Here is a 22,053-nt window from a genome sequence, read left to right on the forward strand (position 1 = left end):
TCTCTCCCTTCTTTCGCCGCGAAAACACGCTCCACACAGTCGTACCCGGGTCGGCGGCCGACCCGGATCCCGTCCGGTTACTCGACGACCGACAGCGTCCCGGTCCGACACTTCGAGCAGCGCACGCGGGTCGACTCGATGAAGACGGTCCCGCAATCAGCACACTCGTACAGTCGCGCTTTCGGCACCGACAGCGGCACCTCCACGTCCTCCGGCACATCCTCGTGCCGTCCGAAGGCCCCACCGATGTAACTCTTCAGGCTGAGCATGACACATAATACGAGTGACAAGACTATCAAGGTATCGAATGGTACAAAAACGGACGTAAGCGGCTGTGAACCGGTACCGTCGCGCCGGACGCGTCAGGCGGCCGACGCGTAGTCGCCGAAGGCGTCGATGTCGACGCCGTCGGCGGTGATCTCGGCGACGACGACGCCGTTGCCCGACCCGGTGTCGCGCTCTGCGGCCGCGGTGACTGCACGGATGGCGAGCGCGCGGGCGTCCTCGATGCTCATCTCGGGGTCGTACTCGCCCTCGATGGTCCCCGTGGCCACCATCGTCCCGGAGCCGGTGACAGTGTAGTCGTCCTGCAGGACGCCGCCGGCGGGGTCGATGCTGTAGACGTGGCTGCCCTCCTCGTCGACGCCGCCGATGATGGGATTGATGGCGAAGTACGGGCCGCCACGAGCGAAGTTCCCGGCCAGGGTCGCCAGACCGTGGATCGACATCGTCTCGTCCCGGCGGACCTCATAGAGGTTCGCCTCGGCGCGCATCGAGCGGATGAACGACTGTGCGCCGCCGACGCTGCCGACGAGGGTCATCGCCGCCGTCGGGTGGATCTGCTCGACCTTGGTGACCTGCTTGTTCGAGACGAAGCGCCCGCCCAGCGAGGCGCGTCGGTCCGTCGCGACGACGACGCCCGCCTCGGTGCTGATACCGACGGTGGTCGTCCCCGTCTTGACGACGGCCTCGTCGTCCTCGGTCCCCTCGTCGGCCGGGATGGACCCGACCTCGGGCTCGTAGGCGTCGGTCAGGCGGTTCTCGGGGTCGTACATCACTCCTCACCTCCGAGCTCGAACTCGGCAAGACGGTCCGAAACCTCGGCCTCGGGGAGCGTGCTGAACTGCTCGCTCTCGACGTCGATGGTCGCGATATCGACGCCCGTCGGGTCGAGGCCGTCGTCGTTGATGGAGGCCAGCGCCCGGAGCGCGAGCTCGATGCCGCCCTCGAGGTCCAGGCCCTCCGCGTACTCGTCCTCGAGGAACCGCTGGATGTCCTCGCGCGACCCGCCGATGGCGACGGCCTGCCACTCGTAGGGCGTCCCCGAGGGATCCGTCTCGAAGAGGCGGGGTTCGCCGTCCTCGATGCCGCCGACCAGCAGGGCGACCCCGAACGGGCGTGCGCCGCCAGTCTGGGTGTACTGCTGGATGTAGTCGGTGACTTCCTTCGTGAGCGCCTCGACGGAGGCGGGTTCGTCGTAGCGCAGGCGGTTGACCTGGGCCTGGCGTCGGGCCACGTCGATGAGCTGTCGGGCGTCGGCGACGTGACCGGCGCTGGCGACGCCGACGTGGTCGTCTATCTCGTGGATCTTCTCGATGCTGTCGCGCTCGATGAGTGGCGAGCGGGCGTGCCGGTCCGCCGCCAGTACCACACCGTCGGCCGTCCGGATGCCGACGCTCGGTGTGCCACGCTTGACGGCTTCACGGGCGTACTCGACCTGGTAGAGGCGGCCGTCCGGGGAGAAGATGGTTATCCCGCGGTCGTAGGCCTGTTGTTCGTTTCCTTGCATTGTGTGTACTCTGTGTTTCACCCGAGGTTAGGGCTTCAGTTATATAAGCCACCCCACGCTGGCAATTCTCGCCGTCAGTACAGCGAGAGGTCGCCGGTGACCCGGTCGACGAGGTCGTCCTCGGCCGGGCCGACGGCGAGTGCCGTCACGGTACCGGGTTCCAGCTGGGTGTGGCCCGCATCCCTGACTATCGCATGGGGCAGGCCCTCGCGCTCCGCGCGGTCGGCGAGTTCGAACAGCTCGGACTCGCTCGTCGCCTTGAGGACGACCTTCTTCTGGCCCTCGCCCTTCCAGGCGGTGCGGGCCTGCCGTCCGGTGTCCTCGTAGGCCGACAGGGACGCGTGTGCGACCTGGGCGGCGAGTTTCCCCTCGCCCATGCCGATGTCGGCCCGTGCGACGATGGCCTGCTTCATACCCGCTCATAGACGGCCGCGCTTAAGGCACCGTCGGAGCACCGACCCGGTTGCACGTACCACAGGGTACATACGGTGTCGGTGTGGACCCACCGAGAACAGACCCGATGCTCCGTACACTGCTGGTTCGCCCCGCCGAGTTCTTCGAGGGGCGGCGCGACGACCTCAACGGCGTGACCGGCGGCCTCGTGATGCTTGGGTTCGCCGTGGCTACCACCGCCGTGGCCGCCGTGGTCCTCTTTGCACTGACGCGGGCTGTCGAGGGGACGACGACCGTCCCGAACCCCGACCGGCCGGCAGCGTCGGTCTGCTCGGACGAGTCCCCGCCGGCGGCCTGTCGCGAACCCGCCGAGGTCACCGTCGACGTCGGCGCGCTCGTCTGGGGGAACGCCGTCGACGCGCTGCCGCTGCTGTTTGTGGGCCTCGTGGCCGGGGCGCTCCTCCTGGCGGTCGTCCTCTATTTCGGCGCGAAACTCGCACGGGGGAGCGCGGGATTCGGGGCGACGGTGGAGGTTACCGCCTGGGGACTGCTGCCGACGTTCGTCGCCGTCGTCGTGGGCGGGGCCCTGCTCGTCGTCTTCGCCGTGCAGACCGACCTCACCGTCGCCGACCCGGACCGGGTGGCCGCCGCGTTCCGGCCGATACAGACCGGTCTGCAGGGACTGACGCTCCTGCTCGTGCAAGTCGCGGGCGCGGCCTGGCAGGCGTACGTCTGGGCGGGCGGACTCCGGGTCGCCCATCGACTCCACCGCATCGGGGCCATCGCGCTGGCCGTCATCGTCGCGACGCTCCCGGTGGTGTTGTTGTAGCCCCCGACAGGGCGACGCTCAGGCGACCTCGCCCGGCACCTCGGTGAGCGCCGTCCCGTTGTGACGGACGCTGACCTGGAAGGTAGCGTTCTCCTCGACCGACGCGAAGTCCATCGTCACGGAGAAGGACCCGTCGTCCTGGACGACGGCGGGTTCCTGTCGCAGGAAGGGGTTGGCCGAGTCGGTGCTGCGCACCCGGACCGTCAGTTCGCTGCCGGCCCCGACGTCGGTCGTCCCACGAATCGTCTGGTCGGCGGCCGCGTCGACGGTGAGCCGGTCGCCCTCGTGTACGATGTGGGTCCCCGGTGCCGGCGTAGGCTCGGGGGTCGATTCCGCGCTGACCGAGGCGTCTATCCGGGCGGTGCGGTTCGCCAGGGCGCCGGTGTCGTTCCGGACGACGACGGTGGCAGTGGCGTTCTCCTCGACGCCGCGGAGGTCGAAGCTCGCCGCGAAGGTCCCGTTCTCGCGGACGGTCGCCGACTCCGTGTAGAGGAACGGCGAGGCGCTGTCGGTGCTCTTGAGCCGGACCGTCAGGTCGGTCCCCGCCGCGACCCCGGTCGTGCCACGGACGGTCTCGTTCGCGGTGGCCCGGAGGACGAGGGACTCGGCGCCCGGCTGGATCGCCGTCTCGTTCGGGGCCGCGGCCGGCGCTGGCTGGCCGGAGTGGACCTCGTCGCCGGTGACAAGGGGGACGCCGACGGCGGCGCCGGCGAGGACCAGCGCCACGAGCCCCAGGCCCGCGACGACGGCGACCCGGTGACTGTTCATCGACGCACCTCCCGGTGTCTGTGGTCTGTTGTCCGATACGACTGGTCGTCCGCTGGAGTGGCTGGGCGGCTGAACTGCATACACGGTGGAACTGACGCGTGTCGGACATAACCTTCCTCGTGGCTCAAAGCCGAGTTGAAGCAACCGGTAGGGCCACGCCGAGGCGGGAGGTTTAGGTACCGCCTGGCGCTACCTCGGGTAATGATACTCTCGGACGCCGACATCCTCCGCCGCCTGGAGGCGGGCGACCTGGTCGTCGAACCGCTCGACGACCCGGATATCCAGATCCAGCCCGCGAGCATCGACCTCCGGCTCGGCAGCCAGTTCCTCGAGTTCCAGCACGCGAACATCCCGTGTATCCACCCGAACTCCGAGTCCGAGGTCGGCGAGTACGTCGAGGAGACGGAGATAGAAGAGGGCGGGGAGTACATCCTCCACCCCGGCGACTTCGTGCTGGGGACGACCCACGAGCGCGTCGAGATCCCCGACGACCTCATCGCCCACGTCGAAGGGCGGTCGTCGCTGGGCCGCCTCGCCATCGTCGTCCACGCGACTGCCGGTCTCTGTGACCCCGGCTACGAGGGCCAGATCACGCTCGAACTCTCGAACCTCGGGACCGCACCGGTCGCGCTCACGCCCGGCATGCGCATCTCCCAGCTGACCTTCACGGAACTGAAGACCCCCGCAGACCGCCCGTACGGGGAGGAACGCGGCTCGAAGTACCAGGGCCAGCGGGGACCACAGGCGAGCAAGATACAGGGCGACAGGGAGTTCGGAGGCGACCAATGAGATCCGGCGCCCGCGGCTGCCTGTTCGAGTCTCGGCTGCGAACGAGTGTGTTCGGTGGGGACCAGTAGCATGCGCTTCATCGAGGAGATCGTCGTCGACGACTTCCTCCCGACGTTCCGATCGCTGTTGGCCGACGCGCTCCGGGAGCGCGGGCTGACACAGTCTGAGGTGGCGGACCTGCTGGGCATCAGTCAGAGCGCCGTCTCGAAGTACGTCCACGGCGACGTCGAGCGGAACCCGGCGCTGCTGGATCACCGTGGCCTGGCCGACCTGGTCGAGCGACTGGCCGACGGCCTCGCGAGCGGCGAGATGACGCCCGTCCAGGCGCTCGTCGAGACGGAGGTGTTCATCCGCGAACTCGAACAGGGCGGCCTGCTCGCGACGCTCCACGAGGAGGCGGTGCCGGAACTGGCCGCGTACGACACGGGCTTTGCCGTCCACGACCCGGACTCGGAACTGCGCGCCGCCGAGCGGACGCTCTCGTCGGTCCGGCGGGGCCTCTCGGCGCTGGAGAACGCCAGCGGGTTCGCCTCGCTCATCCCGGCCGTGGGGTCGAACCTCGTCGAGGTGCTGCCCGGCGGGGACGGTATCGACGACGTGGCGGCGGTCCCGGGCCGGATTCTGGACGTGAAGGGGCGCGCGACGATCCCCGCCGACCCCGAGTTCGGGGTGAGCGAACACGTCGCGACGGTGGTACTGGCCGCCCGTGGGGCCGACAGCGACGCCCGCGCCGCGCTCAACGTCAGGTACAACCCGGACGTCGTCGCGGCGCTGGAAGCGGCGGGCCACGAGGCCGTCGAGTTCGACGCCGAGGCCGACCTGGAGACAGCCGTCGCAGGGGCGCTGGCGGAGCACCCGGACGCGGACGTGCTCTACCAGACTGGTGGAATGGGCATCGAACCCGTCGTCTACCTGCTCGGTGCGGACGCCCCGACCGTCGCCGCGTGGGCGCGGGACCTCCTGTGACCGACGCCCGGGCGTTCTACGGGCGCTGGGCGTCCGTCTACGATCGACTGGCGAGCGCGCCGCTCGTCGGCGACTGGCGCGAGCGGGCCGCCGACGCGCTCGACCTCGAGACGGGCGACACCGTCGTCGAGATGGGATGTGGGTCCGGTGCGAACGTGCCCGCCCTCCGCCGGCGCGTCGGCCCGGAGGGCCACGTCGTGGGGCTTGACCTGACTCGCGAGATGCTCCTGCGCGCGCGGCGCCACCCCGACCGGGTGGACGGCCGCGTCGACTACGTCCAGGCCGACGCCGCCCGGCCCCCCATCGCGGGTGCCGACGCCGTCCTCTCGACGTTCGTCGCGGGTATCTTTGCCGATCCGGCAGCGGCCGTCGACGCCTGGTGTGACTGCGTGCGACCCGGGGGCCGCGTCGCGCTACTGAACTTCCAGCGCAGCGACCGCGCTCTCGCGGCGCCGCTGAACGTCGCCTTCGAGGGATTCGTCCGCCTCTCCGCGCCGGGGACGCGGCTCTCGCGGCAGTCACACGCCAGCGCCTTCGAACAGCGCGTCGCCCGCGCCCGCGAGCGACTCACCCAGCGGACGGTGGCCCGCCGCTATGATACGTTAGCCGGGGGGTTCCTGGGGCTGGTCTCCGGCCGGGTCCCGTAGGCCTCAGCTCGTTCCCGACTCAGTGGGCGGGAGGGCGGCCGACGTCGCCAGCGCCTCGGCCCCGTCGCCGGGCGCTTCGAGCGCGTCCAGGAGGTCAGGAATCGTCCACGTCCGTGACCCGTCGGTGCATGGGTAGATGCCGACGATGTCGCCGTCCTCGTAGGCGGCGGCCAGCATCATCGGGGTCGTCAGCACCGTCTCGCTCCCGCCCACTAGGAGCGAGGCGGTCCGCGTCTCGAAGGGCGGCCGGAGGCTCAGCTGGTGGTCCTCGGCCCACTCCTCGAAGACCTCGATGGTCTCCAGCAGTTCGCTCTGCCGGTTCCGCCCACCGACGACGATCTCCTCGGGCCAGGTCGTCACCGTGAAGTCCGCGAGCACACCGGCCGAACGCAGGCCGCTCAGGCGGTCGATGACGGTCGTCCGGGGGCCACACACCGGCCGACGCGTCCAGAGCGCGACCTCCAGGTCGTTCGCGCGTCCGTCGACCTCGACGGGTGTTTCACTTCGGGTTGTTTCGTTCGACATCGGTTGTCAATCGTACACATATATCTTATACTAGTAGTTAATCGTTTGGGTAATTGTGGTATTAGTGCTGGTACGAGGACTAATATGGCGGAAAACTGGGGTCGCCAGTCAGTCGTCGGCCGGGGCCGGCGTCGTCTGTGAGAGTTCGACCCGGTCGGCGTCGACACCCAGTTCGTCGAGGGCGACCTGTGCGGCCTTCTTTCCCGAGACGAGCATCGCGCCGAAGGTGGGACCCATCCGCGGGAGGCCATGGGTCGTCGCCGTCGCCATTCCCGTCGCTATCAACCCCTCGTGGACGAGGCCGGTCTCCTCGACGACGGCGTCCTCGCTCTCGCTGACCCACATCGAGTCGTGGCCGGGCGAGTCGTGACCGGGCGCGCCGTAGGTGTCGGCGTCGGTCTGGTCCATCCCCGCGTCACCGGCCTCGACGTCGATCCCCTCGAGGACCCCTCGCTCGTCGAGTTTCTTCACCGCCATCGCGTCGTGTCCGGTGGCGTCGACGACCAGCTCCGACTCGACGGCGATGGGGTCGACGCAGGTGATCTCGCGGGGCAGCGCGTGGACCGGCGTCCAGTTCATCACGACGCCGCCGACGCGGTGGTTCTCGCGGACGACGACGTCGGTAAACTCCGTCATGTTCTGTATCTTCGCCCGCGTCACAGGCCGCTTTGATGAGGCCCGAACAGGCCTGGGGGCCGTCCGCGAGGTATAGTCCCTCGGTGTCGCGGGCCGGCTCGTAGTCGACGTCGAGGTCAATGAGGACCTCCTGGGCCGGGTCCCGCACGGTCACCTTGTTCATCAGGAAGCCGCCGAGCCAGAACCCGCCGCCGAGGTAGTTGTTCTTCTCGACGACCATCGTCTCGACGCCGCGCTCGGCGAGTTCTTTCGCCGCCATCAACCCGGACGGCCCCCCGCCGACGACGACGACCTGCGTGTCGGAGAACTCGAGGAACTCCTCGCTCCACTCCTGGCCGATCGCGTGCGTGACGTCCGCTTCGTCCACGTCGCTGAACTTGTCGAACTGACGCATACCACGTGATAATATCACTGGGTGGTACAAAGGCGTTCTGGTGACTGGGACCTGGATACTCCGGGAGCACGAAATTTCACTTAAAACCCATGCCACTCGGTGGTTTCAGGACTATCGGTCGAATCCGAGTAGTGTGTGGTAATGTCTACCGAGACAGGAACCACGTACACAGTCGACACGGAACCGACTGCCAGGAGCATCGAGGAGGTAGACCTCCACGAGACCGACCCGCGCCCCGTCCTGAAGTTCGTCGTCGCCTTCCTCATCGGCGGCGTCTTCTTCCTCCTGCCGGTTCCCTACCAGGGGGAGGTGACGGTGCCCTTCGACATCGTGGTCAGCACCGTCACCGAGACGTTCCCGGACGCGGTCGGCGTCTACTCGCTGGCCATCATCGTCGCCGGCGGGGTACTGACGACGGCCGCGATGCTCAACGACGGGGAGGCGGCGGGCTACGACCTCTCGTACTTCGAGACGTCGACGGTCTTCTGGGCGCTGCGCGTGGCCGGCCTCGTGCTCGCGCCGGTGATGTTCTTCAAACTCGGTCCCGGCTGGCTCCACACGCCGGGGACCGGCGGGCTGATGTGGGGGACGCTGGTGTACAGCGTCGGCGTCATCATCCCTATCGGCGCCATCTTCATCACCATCTTCGTCGAACTCGGCGGCCTGGAGTTCGTCGGGACGCTCGCCCGACCGGTGATGAAACCGCTGTTCAGAGTGCCCGGCCGGGCCGCCCTCGACAGCCTCGCCTCCTGGGTCGGCTCGTACAGCGTCGGCCTCTATGTCACTCGCAACGTCTTCGAGGCGGGCGGCTACCACAAGCGCGACGTGTTCACCATCGCGACGTGTTTCTCGACGGTCTCGATCGGGTTCGTCGGCGTCGTCGCCGCCACCCTCGAGATGCTGCCGAAGTTCCCGCTGATCTTCGGCGCGTACTTCCTCTGTGTCGTCGTCACCGGCGTGATCCTCGTCCGCCTCCCGCCCATCTCGACGACGCCCGACGAGTACATCGCCGAACCCGACCCCGAGGTCGCCTTCTCCGGGGGCGTCACCGACTACGTCCGGCTCGCCGTCAGCGAGGCGGTCGGGAAGGCAAAGGAGGGCGAGACGTTCGCCCAGGCCGCGAAACGCGGCTTCGTCGACGGCCTGAAACTCACCAGCCTCATCCTGGGGACCATCCTCGCGGTCGGCCTGGCCGCGACGCTCCTCTCCGCGAACACGCCCGTCTTCGACATCCTCGGTCGTCCGCTGACGCCGATCATCGCCGCGCTCGGCATCCCCAACGCCGAGACCGTCGCGCCGGCGACCATCGTCGGCATCACCGAGATGTACGTCCCGGTCCTCCTGGTCACCGAGACGGCGACGAAGGCCAAGTTCTTCATCGCCGTCCTCTCGGTGTCACAGCTCATCTTCTTTTCCAGCGTCGGCCCGATGATCATGGACATGTTCAGCGACGTGCCGGTCCGTTTCCGCGACCTCGTCGCGCTGTTCGTGATGCGGACGATCATCCTCGTCCCGCTCATCGCCGGCATCACCCACGCCGTCGCCGCGCTGGGCCTCCTATAGGTACTCGACCAGTGCGTCGGCCAGCTTCTTCTCCGCCCGCCGCAAGTGGTCCTCCGCCGTTCGGCGCTCCACGCCCACGCGCTCCGCGACAGCCGCCGTCGTCGTCTCCCGTGGCAACTCGTAGTAGCCGTGGTCGTAGGCGGTGAGGAACACCTCACGCTGGCGGGCCGAGAGGTCCGGCAACACGGCGTCGACCGTCAGCAGCGGGGCATCGGGGGTCACCGAGCTGACCTCGCGCTTCGTCTCGACGGTGACGTCGAAGTCCGCCGCCAGCGCCCGGTAGACCCCCGCCAGCGAGTCCGCGGTCAGCGCGAGCACGCGGACCAGTTTCCCGCCCTCGGCGTACTTCAGCGGCGGGACGAGCAGACACCCCTCCGCTGCCAGATAGCCCTCGACGTTGTCGTCTAAGTGCGACTTCAGACAGTCCTCGGTGACCAGCACCTGCTCGTCACCGCTTTCCAGTCGATCTCCGATACCGACGGTCCGCCGGACCTCCTCGATGACGTCCTCGACGTCGCGGCCGCTGACGTGGAGCAGGTCGCTGTGGTCGTTACACCACAGTTCGACGATGGTTCCGGTGCCGTCCGTCGCCTGCTCGTAGGCACCGTCGCCGTAGATGCGGAAGACGGCCTCGTACATGGGCACGGATTCACACACCGCATTTAAAAGTATGTCCGAACGGAGAGTATCTGCTATCCGATTCGACGCCGTATGTTACGGTATGGCACAGCAACCGTCGACCGACACGGACAGCGGTGTCGGTACCCCCTCCGAGCAGTGGTACGACTACCAGGGCGCACCGACCGGCACGGACATCGAGTGCGAGGGCTGGCGACAGGAGGCCGCCCTCCGGATGCTGAACAACAACCTCGACCCCGAGGTCGGCGAGCGGCCCGAGGACCTCGTCGTCTACGGTGGCACCGGCCGCGCGGCCCGCTCGTGGGACGCCTACGACGCTATCATGGCCGAACTCCGCGAACTGGGCGACACCGAGACGCTGCTGGTCCAGAGCGGCAAGCCCGTGGGCCGTTTCGAGACTCACGAGATGGCTCCCCGAGTTCTCATCGCGAACTCGAACCTCGTCGGCAAGTGGGACAACTGGGAGCACTTCCACGAGCTCGAGGCGAAGGGACTCATCATGTACGGCCAGATGACTGCCGGGTCGTGGGCCTACATCGGCACCCAAGGCATCATCCAGGGGACATACGAGACCCTGGCCGCGCTGGCGCGCGAACACTACCCAGATAACGATGGCCTGCGAGGGAAGATTGTCGTCACCGGTGGCCTCGGCGGGATGGGCGGCGCCCAGCCGCTCGCGGTGACGATGAACCACGGGGTCTGCATCGCGGCGGAGGTCGACGAGGACCGCATCGACCGCCGCATCGAGACCGGCTACTGCCAGGAGAAGACCGACGACTTAGACGAGGCCATCGAACGCGCACGGGCGGCCGCCGAGGCCGGCGAGGCCTACAGCGTCGGCGTCCACGTGAACGCCGCCGACATGCTCGAGGCGATGCTCGAACGCGACTTCGTCCCCGACGTCGTCACCGACCAGACGAGCGCGCACGACGAACTCGAGGGGTACTACCCGTCGGGCTACACCGTCGCGGAGGCCGACGCCCTGCGCGAGCGCGACCCGGAGACTTACGTCGAGGAGAGCATGGATACGATGGCACGCCACGTCGAGGGTATCCTCGAGATGCAGGACCGCGGCGCCATCGCCTTCGAGTACGGCAACAACATCCGCGGCCAGGTCCAGGACCACCGCGGCCTGGCGGACGCCTTCGACTTCCCGGGGTTCGTCCCCGCGTACATCCGCCCGCTGTTCTGCGAGGGCAAGGGCCCGTTCCGGTGGGCCGCGCTCTCTGGCGACCCCGAGGACATCTACCGGACCGACGACGCCGTCCGGGAGCTGTTCCCCGAGAAGGAGTCCCTGCACCGCTGGATCGACCTCGCCCAGGAGCAGGTCTCCTTCCAGGGCCTTCCCTCGCGGGTCTGCTGGCTGGGCTACGCCTCGGAGGACGGCCTCACTGAGCGCGCCCGCTTCGCGCTGCGAATCAACGAACTCGTCGCCGAGGGCGAGATTTCGGCGCCCATCGTCGTCACCCGCGACCACTTAGACGCCGGGAGCGTCGCCTCCCCCAACCGGGAGACCGAAGCGATGCGCGACGGCTCCGACGCCGTCGCCGACTGGCCCATCCTGAACGCCCTGCTGAACTGCGCGGCCGGCGCTGACATCGTCAGCGTCCACGACGGCGGCGGCGTCGGCATCGGGAACGCCCTCCACACGAACAACCACGTCGTGCTGGACGGGACCGACCGCGCCGCCGAGAAAGCGCGGCGGGTGTTCACGACGGACCCGGGGATGGGCGTGATACGCCACGCCGACGCCGGCTACGAGGAGGCGCTGGACCGCGCCGAGGCCGACGACGTCGCCATCCCGATGCGGGACCGGGACCGATGACACGGCTGACCGAGCCAGCGGCGTGGGAGGGCCCCTCCAGCGACCCGAACGACGAGCAGTTCGGGGACGTCGTCGAGCGGGCGACCCTCGAGACGGCGGGCGAGTACGACGCCGTCCTCGTCGGCGAACCCTACGACGGCGCCGTCCTCGGCCGGACGGGCGCACGCGAGGGCCCGGCGGCTATCCGCCGGGAACTCGCGGCGACGAAGACCCACCACGTGGCGCACGGCCCGGTCACGTCGGTGGCCGACCTGGGCGACGTCGCGATTCCGGAACCCGACGCACCCTCCGAGAGCGACGTCGTCCAGGCCCAGACGGCCGTCCGCGAGGTCACGTCCCGGATTCACGGCCAGAATACGCTCCCGGTGTTCCTCGGGGGCGACAACTCGCTGACGTTCCCCAACGCAGCGCCGCTGCTGACCCACAACACGCTGGGCGCGCTCAGCTTCGACGCGCACCTCGACTGCCGGGCCGTCGGTGACGCGCCCACGAGCGGCACGCCGTACCGACAACTCCACGAGGCCGGCCTCGACGCCTTCGCCGTCGTCGGCGCGCGCCACTTCGAGACCTCGACCGCGTATCACGACTACGCTCGCGAGCAGGGCGGGACCGTCCTGACCGCCGACGAGGTGGCCGACGACCCGCTGGACGCTGTCGACGCGGCGCTCGACTCGCTGGGCGACGTGGACGCCGTCTACGTCAGCCTGGACATGGACGTGCTGGACGCCGCGGCCGCGCCCGGCGTGAGCGCCCCGACGCCGGGCGGCCTCACGACCCGCGAACTCTTCCGGATGCTCGGCCGCGTAGGTGGCGAGGAGCGCGTCGCTGGCTTCGAGGTGGTCGAGTGCGCACCGCCGTTAGACGACGGGACACAGACCGCACGCGCCGGGGCCCGCGCCGTCGCGCACTTCCTCAGCGGCCTCGGGGGGCGACGATGACCGGCCTCGACGCGGTGGTCCACGGCGCCGGCGAACTCGTCGTCGGGCCGGCCGACGACGGCCGGACGCTCGAATCACACGCGGATGGCGCGGTGGCCGTCGTCGACGGGCGAGTCGCGGCGGCCGGACCCACCGACGAGGTGGTCCGGGACTTCCCGCCGGAGAACGCGACCCACGCAATCGATGCCGCCGGCCGGGCCGTCCTGCCCGGGTTCGTCGACCCGCACACCCACGCCTTGTTCGCCGGCGACCGCTCCGACGAGTTCGCGGCGAAACTGCGCGGGAAGACCTACCAGGACATCCTCGCGGAGGGCGGCGGCATCCTCCGGACGGTCCGGGCGGTCCGCGAGGCCGACGAGGAGACGCTGCTGGCGAACCTCCGTTCCCACCTCGATACGATGCTCGCCCACGGGACGACCACCGTCGAGGTCAAGTCGGGCTACGGGCTGGACACGGAGACGGAACTGCGGATGCTCCGCGTCATCGAGCAGGCCGACCAGACCCATCCGGTCGACGTGGTCCCGACGTTCATGGGCGCCCACGCCGTTCCCGAGGGCCGTGACGCCGAGGCCTACACTGACGAGGTGGTCGACGAGCAGCTTCCGGCCGTCGAGTCCCAGGGTATCGCGGAGTTCTGTGACGTCTTCTGCGAGGAGGGCGTCTTCTCCGTCTCGCAGTCCCGCCGTATCCTCGAAGCTGGCGAGCGGGCGGGGCTGGTGCCGAAGATCCACGCCGAGGAGCTCGCCCACATCGGGGGCACGCAACTCGCGGCGGAGCTGGGTGCGGCCAGCGCCGACCACCTGCTGCACGCGACCGGGGACGACGTCGACGCACTCGTGGAGGCGGACGTGACGCCGGTCCTCCTGCCCGGCACGGCCTTCGGTCTCGGAGCCGAGTTCGCAGATGCCCAGGCGTTCCTCGAGGCGGGCGCGCCCGTGGCGGTGGCGACGGACTTCAACCCGAACTGCCACAGCCACAGCATGGGCTTTGCCCTGGCGCTGTCCTGCGTCGAGATGCGGCTGACGCCCGCCGAGGCGCTGGTCGCCGGGACGCGCAACGCCGCGCTCGCACTCGACCGGACCGACGGTCTGGGGACGCTCCGGCCGGGTGCGCACGGCGACGCCCTCGTGCTCGACGCCCCGACCCACGTCCACGTCCCCTACCAGTACGGGACGAACGTCGTCGAGACAGTGCTGAAAGGCGGCGCGGTCGTCCACGACGAGGGCACCCCAACCTATTGACCCGCCACCCGCGTACGTGACGGTATGGCAGACGAAGACGGCACGGGCGCGGTCGTCCTCGACGGCGCGTCCCTGACCCCAGCGGACGTGGTCGCCGTGGCCCGCGAGGGCGCGACCGTCGAGATCGGCGAGGACGCCCGCGAGGCGGTCCGCGAGTCCCGCGAGCGCGTCGAGACGGTCCTCGAGAGCGGCGAGGCGGTCTACGGCGTCAACACCGGGTTCGGCGACCTGGTCGACCAGCGCATCCCCGAGGACGACCTCGAGTCCCTGCAGGTGAACCTGTTGCGGAGCCACGCCGCCGGCGCCGGCCGCGAGCTGACCCGCGAGGCGGTCCGGGCGATGCTGCTCGCACGCGTCAACGCCCTCGTGAAGGGATATTCCGGCGTCCGCGAGCGCGTGGTCAACCTGCTGGTGAACATGCTGAACGCCGGCGTCCACCCGGTCGTCCCCTCCCGGGGGAGTCTCGGCGCGAGCGGCGACCTCGCGCCGCTGGCGCACATGTCGCTGGTGCTCATCGGTGAGGGAGACGCCCGCGTCGCCGGCGACAGGCTCGCCGGCGCGACGGCGCTGGCCACCGCCGGCCTCGAGCCGCTGACGCTCCGAGCCAAGGAGGGCCTGGCGCTGATCAACGGCACGCAACTGACCGTCGGACTCGCGGCGCTCGCGGTCCACGACGCCGCCGTGACGCTCCGGAGCGCAGACGTGGCCGGCGCGCTCACCACGGAGGTGACGCTGAGTTCGACCGTCCCGAGCCACGAGGCCATCGCCGCAGTCCGCCCGCACCCGGGCCAGGCCGCGAGCGCACGCAACGTCCGTCGGCTCACCGCCGACTCCGACGTCGTCGAGTCCCACCGTAACTGCGACCGGGTCCAGGACGCCTACTCGCTGCGCTGTCTCCCGCAGGTCCACGGCGCTGTCCGGGACGCCATCTCGCACCTCCGCGAGGCCGTCGAGACGGAGCTCAACAGTGCCACCGACAACCCGCTGCTGTTCGCTCGCGCGGACGCTCCCGACCGGGCCAGCGGGACCGGGGACGCGGCGGTGCTCTCGGCCGGGAACTTCCACGGCGAACCGCTCGCGCTCCGCCTGGACTACGTGGCGAGCGCGCTGACGGAACTGGCGGCCATCACCGAACGGCGCGTCGACCGCATGTTGAACCCGAACGTCCAGGAGTCCCACCTCCCGCCCTTCCTCACCGAACAGAGCGGACTGATGTCGGGCTACATGATCGCCCAGTATACCGCCGCGGCGCTGCTCAACGAGTGCCGGTCGTCCGGTCGCCCCTCGGTCGACTCGACGCCGGTCAGCGGCAACCAGGAGGACCACGTCAGCATGAGCGGGCAGTCGGCGCTCTCCGTCCGCTCGGTCCTCGAGAACGTCCGGACCGTGGTCGCCATCGAACTGCTCTGTGCCGCTCAGGGGGAGGAGTTCCTCGACGACGACCTAGCGCTCGGGGCAGGCACCGCCATCGCCTACGAGACGGTCAGGGATGTCGTGCCGAAACTCGAGGCCGACCGGGCGGTCCACGAGGACATCGACCGCGCGCGGACGCTCGTCGCTGAGGGGCTGCTCGTCGATCGGGTCAGCGACGCCGTCGACCTGGAGTGACCATCGCGCCGCCGCCTCCGTCGCTCACTCCCTGTCGCCCGTCCGAATCGCTCGCTCGGCGTCGGCCAGCGCCTCCTCGGCGTCGAACGACTCGATGGCCGCTCGCTGTGCGTCTGGGTCGTCGAGCAGGTCCCGCGCGTGAGCGGTGATGCCGGGGATGGCGCGCACGATGTTGTCGATGATGGGGACCGTCGCCACCTGTGCCGACCGGCTGAGCGGGTTCAGATCGACGACGAGTTCGGTCTTGCCCATCGCGCCCAGCGCCTCGGCACGGTCGCCGTCCTCCAGGGACGAGTACGACGTCGGCCGCCCCGATACCGTCGGCGTCCACCTTCGCGCGCTCGTGGTCCAGTCCGGGGATCGTGCCGTCGGCGGTCAGCCCTTTCACCTCCGTCGCGCCGTGTTCACGGAGGTATTCGGCGATAGCTTCGATGCGTTCCTCGGTCCGGTTGAACAGGTTCACCTCCAGGTCCGCGCCGGTGATCTCGGCCAGTTCGACCAGTTCGCCGGGAACCAGGGCCGCTGCGTTCCCGTTGACCGAGACGACGGCGTGCTCGGCCTGCAGGAGGGAGGCGGCGGCCGCCCGCTCCGCCCGGTCGGCGCTCTCGATGGTCCGTTCCCCCAGCAGGTAGTCGTAGGCCTCGCCCCGGCCCTGGGCGATGAGCCCCTGGCGGGAGGTGATGCCGCGGTCGACGCCGGCCTCGATGCGGTGGCGTGTCAGCAGCGACTCGTATCGCGGGTGGCTCTCGGGGACCTCGACCTCGTCGCTCATACGCGCCGTTCTCGCGCGGACGGTAGAAAGCTCGTCGGTCAGTGGTCGGGTTCGACTGTGGCACCGGTCGGGTCGACCGCGCAGACGCTGGCGTCGTAGCCAGCGTCGGTCAGGCCGGTCCCGAGCGCGAAGACTGTCTCGCCGAGCATCGCCATCGCGGCGTCCCCGCCCGCCTCGGTGACGTCGGTGACGACGTCGCGTACTGCCGGTGTGAGCAGATCTGCCTCCCGGGAGAACTGCCGCGAAGCCTGCATGAAGGCCCCGAGTGTGGGCGCTTTGACGACCTGTGAGAGGGCTCGTTCGCCAGCTCCGGTCAGCACGTCGGTCTCGCCGTCGACCACGTCGGCCGTCGAGAGCTCGCCGAGCGTGTGATACTCCACGCGGGTTCGGGCCGGAATCGCGTCGACGTAGTTGTGCGCGGGCGAACCGGGCTCGAGCCGGAGCGGGACGCCGCCCCGTGCCTGTCCGACGACGTCGCCCAGGCCCGTCCCGGCCTGGACCTCGGCGCCGTGCGCGACGGTCACCAGTTCGTTGTACGAGAGCCGCCGGTCGAAGACCGCGTTCCCGGCCAGTGCGGTTCCGAGCGCCATCGCGCCCGAGACGCCGAACCCGGCCCCCAGCGGCAGCGGCGTGGTCCCCGTCACGCGGGCGGTGGCGTCGAGCGCATTGAGGACCCGTTCGACGGCGCCCATCTCCATCTCGGTCCCGTCGAGCTCGACCCGCGTCTCCTCGGCCGGGCTGACGGTCACGTGCACGCCGTCCGAGAGCGCCAGTCCCCCACCGCGCGACCCCGTTTCGGCCGGGTTCGATCCCCGGTCGACGGTGAAAAAGCCGGTCACGTGCCCGGGGACGACGGCCTCGGCTTCCCTTGTCATCGTCTCATCTCGTGTGTCCACCGGGTTAATCGTTGGCGTGTCGGGTCGGCGGTGTTTAGTTACGAGAGGATAGCCGCAAACAGCCAGAAAGCCCCGGCTGTCATCGGGCGCGAAGCGCCCGATTGCCCGCGAGACCTTCGGTCTCGCCCTGGCTGAACTCGGGGGACTCGCTGCGGTCCTCACTCACTTCGTTCGCTGCGGTCCTTGAGTCGTCCGCCGTCGTTCAGCCAGCCGCCCCTTTCAGCCCCACCCATAGCCGGACGGTCAGCCGGCCTGGGTGGGGCTGAAAGGGGCCGCGCTCTCAGCGAACCCCGGCGAGCCGCGGGAGCTGAGAGCGCGGGGGCTTTCTGGCTGTTCACAACCTGAATCTCGCAACTAAACACTACCGTCGGGTCGACCCGTAGATTCAAGTACGTTTGCGCTGTACTACATCGCATACATGCCGACAATCAGTGCGCGGCTCCCCACCGAGGAGAAGGCGGAACTCGATGACGTGGCGGCGCTGCTCGCCGAGGACCGGTCGACGACCATCCGGAAGGCGCTGGCGGAGGGACTCGAGACGCTGCGTATCCGGGTGGCCGTCGAACGCTACCAGTCCGGGGACGTTTCCGCCGCCGAAGCCGCACACATTGCGGACCTCTCGGTCGCGGAGTGGCTGGACGTCGCCCGCGAGCGCAACCTCACGACCCAGCTGTCGCTGTCGGACCTCGAACTGGACGCCGACACCGCGGCGGAGCTGTGACCCGCATCTATGTCGGCCCGACCTCGCTGTACGACCTCGGCCAGGTCGGCGAACTGGCGCTGCTGGGGGCGTTCGACGGCGACGTCGTCGTCCCCACGCCGGTCATCGAGGAGGTGGCCATCGAACCGACGGCGACGAACCTCGCGGAGTTCCTCGGGAGCGAGCCCGTCTCGACGGCCGTCGACGAGGGGCACCTCGAGCAGGCCCGGTCCCTGCTGGGCGAGAAACAGCTCGGTCCGGCCGCCACCGTCCTCGCCGGGGTGCTGGCCCACCGCGACCCGGCGGACAGGTCGGCCGTCGCCGTCGTCTCCGAGGACCGCACCGTCCGTCGGATGGCCCAGGGCCTGGGGTCGGCGGTCACCAGCAGCTTCGGCGTCGTCGTCAGAGCCGCCGTCGAGGACGACGCGCTCTCCCCGTCAGCGGCAAAGCGGATCATCCGGCGGATGGACCAGCACGGGATGCACCTGACGGGGGAGTTGCGCGAGCGTGCGGTCGGTGAGGTGTCGGGGTAGGACAGCCGCGAGCGGATGCGAGCGGCTGCTTTTTCGCGTAGGTTTTTCGAGGAGGGTGTGCGGGTTCCACCCGACGAGAAAAAGGTACGCCGGCACGGGATGCACCTGACGGGGGAGTTGCGCGAGCGTGCGGTCGGTGAGGTGTCGGGGTAGGACAGCCGCGAGCGGCCGCCGTCCGGGTGTCAGCTGGGGCGCCCCACGTGGCAGCACCGAAAGCGTGGGTTTAACAGTCCGGACCCCGACCCTCGGAGTATGCAGGGTAATCTTCCGCCGGAAGCACAGGAGAAGCTCGAGGAACTGCAGGACCTGCAGGAGACCGCACAGCAGGTCGCGACACAGAAACAGCAGGCAGAGTCGCAGCTGAAAGAGTCCGAGACGGCGCTCGAGGAGCTCGACGACATCGACGAGGACACGACGATGTACCGCGAGGTCGGCGAGCTGCTCGTAAAGACCGACTTCGACGAGGCCCGCGAGGACTTAGAGGAGAAGGTCAGCAACCTCGAGGTCCGCGTCGAGACCCTCGAGAAGCAGGAGAACCGCGTTCAGGAGCAGTTCGAGGACCTCCAGAGCGACCTCCAGCAGATGCTCGGTGGCGGCCCCGCTGGCGGCCCCGGCGCCGGCGCGTAAGGCGATGCCGACAGACGACGATGTCGTCCAGGCGGCCGCCGAGGCCGCCGAATCCGTCGTCTTCTCCCGGTTCGGCGTGAGCGAGGTCGAGGACCTCGACGTGACCGTCTCCTTCGAGGACGGCGTCCTCGAGGTCGACGTCTACGTGAACGCCCCGGAGAGCCGACTCGACGAGAAACAGGTCGCAGACGACGCGGCGCTCGCAGCGCGGTCGGCCGTCGACGACCTCTTTGCCGACGAGCCCGACTGACCGCCGGGCGGATTCTCGCCCGGTTCCGACCAGTCAGTCACCGACGAGCCACGGCGTTCCCGTCCCGCGCTCAGGTCCGGTCGCTCGCGAACCCGGTCCGGAACGCGATCCAGGCAAGCACCGAGACAAACAGGATGGGCGGGAGGATCATGAAGCCCCACAGCGGGTCCAGTCCCCACCCGAGCAACAACACCAGGTCGAACAGGCCGATGAGGAGGAAGGGCGTGACGTACTTCGCGGCCTGCCACCGGTCCATCCCGTCGCCGTTGAGGAGCGACGTCGACTCCTCGTCGCCCGCGAGGAGGTCCTCCGTCGTCCGGTCTGTCGACCCGGTGTCGTCCGGGCGGACGCCTGAGTCGACGGTATCGTCCATACCACCACTCGGGAACGGACGGCAAAAAGTACCGCGCTTGCGTCGGCGAGAGCGTGAGTGTCGTGGTGACCGGATGCGAGGCGTTACTGCTCGGTGGCGTTCGAGGTACCGCCGGCGCTCTCACCGGCGGCGTCGTCCGGTGTCGTCGCGTCCGCGTCGTCCGACTCGTCGCCCGGCGTCAGGTCGCTGATGTGCTGGCCGAGGTCGCCCTCCAGCGTGCCGGCGACGTGGTCGTTGATAGTGTTGTGGATGTCGCTGACGAAGTCCGGCACCGGGGCGGGCATCGAGGTTGGCGGGCCGCGCTCGCCGGCCGTACCGACGTCTTCGGGCGGCCCGCGTCGGTCAGCCTCGGCTTCGTCCGCAACGCCGGGCTCGCCGGCTCTGTTCGCGTGCTCGGTCTCGGCGTCGGCTTCGGCTGTGTCCTCGGACTCGGCGGTATCGCCCGCGATCTCGTCCACGTTCGCGTCCGCCTGAGCGCTCGTCGCGTTCCCGTTCGCTGCAGCGTTGTCGGAGGCCTGTGCGCCAGCGGCCGCAGGCAGCGCCGCCGCCGACCCCGTAACGAGGAGCACGGCGAGCAGCGCGCCGGTGAGTTCCGTGAGTTGCATCGTGCGTTGACTCCACCCGACCCTGTGGACCGACGGCTCAAGAAGGGGGCAATCGCGAAAGGCGAGTCAAGCCGGGTTTGGCCTATTTGGACCTTATAAACGCCGATTTAATCCGGATTAACTTGGATTGACCGGCCGCTCACCCCTGTCTCTCACCCAGCGTCAGCTGGCGGCGGTTCGCCCGTGTCTGCGCGCGCTCCCGGGTCCGGCCGACGAGGTAGCCGTCGGCCTCGTCGTCGGCCCAGGGCGGTGCGTCCTGGAGCCAGACCGGCGCCGTCGGCCCGCGACACTCACGCGACCACGCCCGGGCCAGCGCCTTCGTCTCGAAGGTCCGGCGCGAGCCGTGGCGGTTCACCCACCGACCCGCGGGCGCGCTGACCTTCCGCGCCGATGGTTTCACGATGACGCGGTAGCCGTCGTCGCTCACGGGCGGGCCTACGGGGTCGTCCACTAAACCTCTCCCGGGCTAGGTTTTCATACCCGCGCACCCAACGTTTCGGCCATGGAACACGAGGCCACGGTGGAGGGTGTCGGTGTCGGCGTCAGCGACGAGGGGACGGGGACGCCGGTCGTCCTCCTGCGCGTCCGCGAGGAGATCGTCCCCATCTTCGTCAGCTCCGACCAGGCCCAGTCGATGCAACTGGCCATCGACGGCGAACCGTTCGAGCGGCCCCTGACCCACGACCTGCTCGTGGACATGGTCGCGGAGTTCGGCGGCGCCATCGACCGGGTCCGCATCGACGACTTGGCCGACGGAACCTTCTACGCGAAGATCGACACAGAACAGTATCTCGAGTCGGGCCGCAAGGAGATCGTCTTCGACGCGCGCCCGTCCGACGGCATCGCCATCGGCCTCCGGGTGGACTGTCCCATCGTCGTCTCCGACGAGGTCATCGACGCCGCGGGGCGGTCGCCGGACCAGTTCGAGACGGGCGGCGGGGGGGAGTTCGGGGACTGACCCCGCGTCGATGGGAAAGACTCTCGATTGTCCGTCCCCGACCAATCTCCGATGAGCTACGACTCGGTCATCTTCGACAACGACGGCGTCCTCCTGACCCTGACCGGCATGGACGCCCACCGGGAGGGGGCCCGCGAGGCCTTCGCGCGTGTCGGCGTCGACGACCCCACCCGGACCACGTCGAGGCGATGAGCATCGGCGTGTCGGTCCCACGCCTCGAGTCGGTGTGTGGACACTACGACCTCGACCCGGCGCAGTTCTGGGCGGCCCGGGACGCGGCGATTTCGGCCGCCCAGCGCACGGCGATGCGGGCCGGCGAGAAACGGCCCTACGACGACGTCGACGTCCTCGATGACCTGACTGTCCCCCTCGGGGTCGTCTCCTCCAACCAGCAGGCGACAGTCGAGTTCGCGTTCGACCACTTCGGCCTGGCCTCGCGGTTCGAGACGGTCCGCGCCCGCGAACCGACCGTCGAGAGCCTCCGCCTGAAAAAGCCCCATCCCCACTACGTCGAGGCGGCGCTGGCCGACCTTGGCGTCGACGACGCGCTGTTCGTCGGCGACAACGAGTCCGACGTGGAGGCGGCCCACCGCGCCGGCATCGACGCCGCGTTCATCCGGCGGCCCCACCGCGTCGACACCGATCTGGGGGTCGACCCCGAGTACGACGTCTGGGGCCTCGAGGATGTGGTTCGTATCGCTGAGTGACAGGACGAATCCGACGCGAATACGGTGCCATCAGGGGCGTACCCGGATCGCGATCGGCTGCTATCTGGTAACTAAACTGAAG

Annotated in this window: 25 protein-coding genes and 3 pseudogenes; 15 read left to right on the top strand and 13 right to left on the bottom strand. The window is 69.3% G+C overall.

The window, feature by feature from the left end; genetic code table 11:
- Positions 1–77 precede the first annotated feature (77 nt).
- The 4 genes from P1N55_RS17160 to pth2 all read right to left on the bottom strand — a co-directional run bounded on the left by P1N55_RS17160 (position 78) and on the right by pth2 (position 2,202).
- On the bottom strand, positions 78–269 hold the full coding sequence (locus P1N55_RS17160; protein WP_276276705.1) for a SprT family zinc-dependent metalloprotease: 192 nt from the start codon (positions 267–269) through the stop codon (positions 78–80).
- Between the two features lie 93 nt (positions 270–362).
- Positions 363–1,055, bottom strand: coding sequence for an archaeal proteasome endopeptidase complex subunit beta (psmB, locus tag P1N55_RS17165; RefSeq protein ID WP_276276706.1), 693 nt, complete (start codon positions 1,053–1,055; stop codon positions 363–365).
- The gene (psmA, locus tag P1N55_RS17170; RefSeq protein ID WP_276276707.1) at positions 1,055–1,789 is read right to left on the bottom strand and encodes an archaeal proteasome endopeptidase complex subunit alpha; all 735 of its coding nucleotides are present in this window, start codon (positions 1,787–1,789) and stop codon (positions 1,055–1,057) included. The genes psmB and psmA overlap by 1 nt, the downstream gene beginning before the upstream one ends.
- A gap of 74 nt (positions 1,790–1,863) precedes the next feature.
- A complete protein-coding gene (gene pth2, locus P1N55_RS17175; protein WP_276276708.1) occupies positions 1,864–2,202 on the bottom strand; it encodes a peptidyl-tRNA hydrolase Pth2 in 339 nt (112 codons plus the stop codon).
- 107 nt (positions 2,203–2,309) lie between these two features.
- Between pth2 and P1N55_RS17180 the strand changes: the two genes are divergently transcribed.
- Positions 2,310–3,011 (top strand): Yip1 family protein, encoded by a 702-nt coding sequence (locus P1N55_RS17180; RefSeq protein ID WP_276276709.1) that lies wholly within the window; start codon positions 2,310–2,312, stop codon positions 3,009–3,011.
- Positions 3,012–3,029: 18 nt separating this feature from the next.
- On the opposite strand, the gene P1N55_RS17185 is transcribed toward P1N55_RS17180, so the two are convergent.
- Entirely contained in the window at positions 3,030–3,779 is a 750-nt protein-coding gene (locus tag P1N55_RS17185) for a BGTF surface domain-containing protein (RefSeq protein WP_276276710.1), read from the bottom strand.
- Positions 3,780–3,980: 201 nt separating this feature from the next.
- Here P1N55_RS17185 and dcd point away from each other — a divergent pair, with 201 nt between their 5' ends.
- The 3 genes from dcd (at position 3,981) to P1N55_RS17200 (ending at position 6,181) form a co-directional block, all read left to right on the top strand.
- The gene (dcd, locus tag P1N55_RS17190; RefSeq protein ID WP_276276711.1) at positions 3,981–4,568 is read left to right on the top strand and encodes a dCTP deaminase; all 588 of its coding nucleotides are present in this window, start codon (positions 3,981–3,983) and stop codon (positions 4,566–4,568) included.
- Between the two features lie 69 nt (positions 4,569–4,637).
- The gene (locus P1N55_RS17195; RefSeq protein WP_276278758.1) at positions 4,638–5,534 is read left to right on the top strand and encodes a thiamine-phosphate synthase family protein; all 897 of its coding nucleotides are present in this window, start codon (positions 4,638–4,640) and stop codon (positions 5,532–5,534) included.
- Entirely contained in the window at positions 5,531–6,181 is a 651-nt protein-coding gene (locus tag P1N55_RS17200; RefSeq protein ID WP_276276712.1) for a class I SAM-dependent methyltransferase, read from the top strand. The genes P1N55_RS17195 and P1N55_RS17200 overlap by 4 nt, the downstream gene beginning before the upstream one ends.
- Before the next feature lie 3 nt (positions 6,182–6,184).
- Here the strand turns inward: P1N55_RS17200 and P1N55_RS17205 are convergent, their stop codons facing one another.
- Both P1N55_RS17205 and P1N55_RS17210 read right to left on the bottom strand, forming a co-directional pair.
- Positions 6,185–6,706: an HTH domain-containing protein gene (locus P1N55_RS17205; protein ID WP_276276713.1), complete on the bottom strand. Its 522-nt coding sequence runs from the start codon at positions 6,704–6,706 to the stop codon at positions 6,185–6,187.
- Positions 6,707–6,814: 108 nt separating this feature from the next.
- Positions 6,815–7,736: pseudogene (locus P1N55_RS17210) on the bottom strand (sulfide-dependent adenosine diphosphate thiazole synthase).
- A 141-nt stretch (positions 7,737–7,877) separates the two neighbouring features.
- Here P1N55_RS17210 and P1N55_RS17215 point away from each other — a divergent pair.
- Positions 7,878–9,299 carry a YjiH family protein gene (locus tag P1N55_RS17215; RefSeq protein WP_276276714.1) on the top strand — a complete coding sequence of 474 codons (1,422 nt, stop codon included), beginning with the start codon at positions 7,878–7,880 and terminating at the stop codon, positions 9,297–9,299.
- On the opposite strand, the gene P1N55_RS17220 is transcribed toward P1N55_RS17215, so the two are convergent.
- Entirely contained in the window at positions 9,294–9,938 is a 645-nt protein-coding gene (locus tag P1N55_RS17220) for a helix-turn-helix domain-containing protein (protein WP_276276715.1), read from the bottom strand. The two genes, P1N55_RS17215 and P1N55_RS17220, sit on opposite strands and share 6 nt — an antisense overlap.
- A gap of 82 nt (positions 9,939–10,020) precedes the next feature.
- Here P1N55_RS17220 and hutU point away from each other — a divergent pair, with 82 nt between their 5' ends.
- Genes hutU through hutH form a run of 4 tightly spaced genes read left to right on the top strand, consistent with a single transcriptional unit; the run spans position 10,021 to position 15,550 of the window.
- Entirely contained in the window at positions 10,021–11,763 is a 1,743-nt protein-coding gene (hutU, locus tag P1N55_RS17225; RefSeq protein ID WP_276276716.1) for a urocanate hydratase, read from the top strand.
- Positions 11,760–12,701, top strand: coding sequence for a formimidoylglutamase (gene hutG / locus P1N55_RS17230; protein WP_276276717.1), 942 nt, complete (start codon positions 11,760–11,762; stop codon positions 12,699–12,701). The genes hutU and hutG overlap by 4 nt, the downstream gene beginning before the upstream one ends.
- Positions 12,698–13,942 carry an imidazolonepropionase gene (hutI, locus tag P1N55_RS17235; RefSeq protein ID WP_276276718.1) on the top strand — a complete coding sequence of 415 codons (1,245 nt, stop codon included), beginning with the start codon at positions 12,698–12,700 and terminating at the stop codon, positions 13,940–13,942. Before hutG ends, hutI begins: the two co-directional genes overlap by 4 nt.
- Before the next feature lie 24 nt (positions 13,943–13,966).
- Positions 13,967–15,550, top strand: coding sequence for a histidine ammonia-lyase (hutH, locus tag P1N55_RS17240; protein WP_276276719.1), 1,584 nt, complete (start codon positions 13,967–13,969; stop codon positions 15,548–15,550).
- Between the two features lie 24 nt (positions 15,551–15,574).
- On the opposite strand, the pseudogene P1N55_RS17245 reads toward hutH, so the two are convergent.
- A pseudogene (locus P1N55_RS17245) lies at positions 15,575–16,322 on the bottom strand (4-phosphopantoate--beta-alanine ligase).
- Between the two features lie 38 nt (positions 16,323–16,360).
- On the bottom strand, positions 16,361–17,197 hold the full coding sequence (locus P1N55_RS17250) for a pantoate kinase (RefSeq protein ID WP_276276720.1): 837 nt from the start codon (positions 17,195–17,197) through the stop codon (positions 16,361–16,363).
- A gap of 439 nt (positions 17,198–17,636) precedes the next feature.
- Here P1N55_RS17250 and P1N55_RS17255 point away from each other — a divergent pair, with 439 nt between their 5' ends.
- The 4 genes from P1N55_RS17255 (at position 17,637) to P1N55_RS17270 (ending at position 19,328) form a co-directional block, all read left to right on the top strand.
- The gene (locus P1N55_RS17255) at positions 17,637–17,939 is read left to right on the top strand and encodes a UPF0175 family protein (protein WP_276276721.1); all 303 of its coding nucleotides are present in this window, start codon (positions 17,637–17,639) and stop codon (positions 17,937–17,939) included.
- On the top strand, positions 17,936–18,451 hold the full coding sequence (locus P1N55_RS17260; protein WP_276276722.1) for a hypothetical protein: 516 nt from the start codon (positions 17,936–17,938) through the stop codon (positions 18,449–18,451). Before P1N55_RS17255 ends, P1N55_RS17260 begins: the two co-directional genes overlap by 4 nt.
- A gap of 252 nt (positions 18,452–18,703) precedes the next feature.
- Entirely contained in the window at positions 18,704–19,078 is a 375-nt protein-coding gene (locus P1N55_RS17265; RefSeq protein WP_276276723.1) for a prefoldin subunit beta, read from the top strand.
- 4 nt (positions 19,079–19,082) lie between these two features.
- Positions 19,083–19,328 (top strand): DUF3194 domain-containing protein, encoded by a 246-nt coding sequence (locus P1N55_RS17270; protein WP_276276724.1) that lies wholly within the window; start codon positions 19,083–19,085, stop codon positions 19,326–19,328.
- 70 nt (positions 19,329–19,398) lie between these two features.
- Here the strand turns inward: P1N55_RS17270 and P1N55_RS17275 are convergent, their stop codons facing one another.
- The 3 genes from P1N55_RS17275 to P1N55_RS17285 form a co-directional block, all read right to left on the bottom strand.
- A complete protein-coding gene (locus P1N55_RS17275; protein WP_276276725.1) occupies positions 19,399–19,701 on the bottom strand; it encodes a hypothetical protein in 303 nt (100 codons plus the stop codon).
- An 83-nt stretch (positions 19,702–19,784) separates the two neighbouring features.
- Positions 19,785–20,306, bottom strand: a complete 522-nt coding sequence (locus P1N55_RS17280; protein WP_276276726.1) for a hypothetical protein — start codon at positions 20,304–20,306, stop codon at positions 19,785–19,787.
- Positions 20,307–20,445: 139 nt separating this feature from the next.
- The gene (locus P1N55_RS17285) at positions 20,446–20,733 is read right to left on the bottom strand and encodes a hypothetical protein (protein ID WP_276276727.1); all 288 of its coding nucleotides are present in this window, start codon (positions 20,731–20,733) and stop codon (positions 20,446–20,448) included.
- A gap of 75 nt (positions 20,734–20,808) precedes the next feature.
- Here P1N55_RS17285 and P1N55_RS17290 point away from each other — a divergent pair, with 75 nt between their 5' ends.
- Both P1N55_RS17290 and P1N55_RS17295 read left to right on the top strand, forming a co-directional pair.
- Positions 20,809–21,264, top strand: coding sequence for a bifunctional nuclease family protein (locus tag P1N55_RS17290; RefSeq protein ID WP_276276728.1), 456 nt, complete (start codon positions 20,809–20,811; stop codon positions 21,262–21,264).
- A gap of 51 nt (positions 21,265–21,315) precedes the next feature.
- Positions 21,316–21,971 (top strand): annotated as a pseudogene (locus tag P1N55_RS17295) (HAD family hydrolase).
- Positions 21,972–22,053 lie beyond the last annotated feature (82 nt).

The organism is Haloarcula regularis, from assembly GCF_029338315.1.
Taxonomy (GTDB): domain Archaea; phylum Halobacteriota; class Halobacteria; order Halobacteriales; family Haloarculaceae; genus Haloarcula; species Haloarcula regularis.

Coding starts and splice junctions, on each gene's coding strand:
- pth2 (WP_276276708.1), bottom strand. CDS start 2,202: ATGAAGCAGGCCATCGTCGCACGGGCCGACATCGGCATGGGCGAGGGG.
- P1N55_RS17195 (WP_276278758.1), top strand. CDS start 4,638: ATGCGCTTCATCGAGGAGATCGTCGTCGACGACTTCCTCCCGACGTTC.
- hutU (WP_276276716.1), top strand. CDS start 10,021: ATGGCACAGCAACCGTCGACCGACACGGACAGCGGTGTCGGTACCCCC.
- psmA (WP_276276707.1), bottom strand. CDS start 1,789: ATGCAAGGAAACGAACAACAGGCCTACGACCGCGGGATAACCATCTTC.
- P1N55_RS17185 (WP_276276710.1), bottom strand. CDS start 3,779: ATGAACAGTCACCGGGTCGCCGTCGTCGCGGGCCTGGGGCTCGTGGCG.
- P1N55_RS17270 (WP_276276724.1), top strand. CDS start 19,083: ATGCCGACAGACGACGATGTCGTCCAGGCGGCCGCCGAGGCCGCCGAA.
- P1N55_RS17205 (WP_276276713.1), bottom strand. CDS start 6,706: ATGTCGAACGAAACAACCCGAAGTGAAACACCCGTCGAGGTCGACGGA.
- hutG (WP_276276717.1), top strand. CDS start 11,760: ATGACACGGCTGACCGAGCCAGCGGCGTGGGAGGGCCCCTCCAGCGAC.
- dcd (WP_276276711.1), top strand. CDS start 3,981: ATGATACTCTCGGACGCCGACATCCTCCGCCGCCTGGAGGCGGGCGAC.
- P1N55_RS17290 (WP_276276728.1), top strand. CDS start 20,809: ATGGAACACGAGGCCACGGTGGAGGGTGTCGGTGTCGGCGTCAGCGAC.
- P1N55_RS17160 (WP_276276705.1), bottom strand. CDS start 269: ATGCTCAGCCTGAAGAGTTACATCGGTGGGGCCTTCGGACGGCACGAG.
- P1N55_RS17275 (WP_276276725.1), bottom strand. CDS start 19,701: ATGGACGATACCGTCGACTCAGGCGTCCGCCCGGACGACACCGGGTCG.
- P1N55_RS17220 (WP_276276715.1), bottom strand. CDS start 9,938: ATGTACGAGGCCGTCTTCCGCATCTACGGCGACGGTGCCTACGAGCAG.
- hutI (WP_276276718.1), top strand. CDS start 12,698: ATGACCGGCCTCGACGCGGTGGTCCACGGCGCCGGCGAACTCGTCGTC.
- psmB (WP_276276706.1), bottom strand. CDS start 1,055: ATGTACGACCCCGAGAACCGCCTGACCGACGCCTACGAGCCCGAGGTC.
- hutH (WP_276276719.1), top strand. CDS start 13,967: ATGGCAGACGAAGACGGCACGGGCGCGGTCGTCCTCGACGGCGCGTCC.
- P1N55_RS17180 (WP_276276709.1), top strand. CDS start 2,310: ATGCTCCGTACACTGCTGGTTCGCCCCGCCGAGTTCTTCGAGGGGCGG.
- P1N55_RS17265 (WP_276276723.1), top strand. CDS start 18,704: ATGCAGGGTAATCTTCCGCCGGAAGCACAGGAGAAGCTCGAGGAACTG.
- P1N55_RS17250 (WP_276276720.1), bottom strand. CDS start 17,197: ATGACAAGGGAAGCCGAGGCCGTCGTCCCCGGGCACGTGACCGGCTTT.
- P1N55_RS17280 (WP_276276726.1), bottom strand. CDS start 20,306: ATGCAACTCACGGAACTCACCGGCGCGCTGCTCGCCGTGCTCCTCGTT.
- P1N55_RS17215 (WP_276276714.1), top strand. CDS start 7,878: ATGTCTACCGAGACAGGAACCACGTACACAGTCGACACGGAACCGACT.
- P1N55_RS17255 (WP_276276721.1), top strand. CDS start 17,637: ATGCCGACAATCAGTGCGCGGCTCCCCACCGAGGAGAAGGCGGAACTC.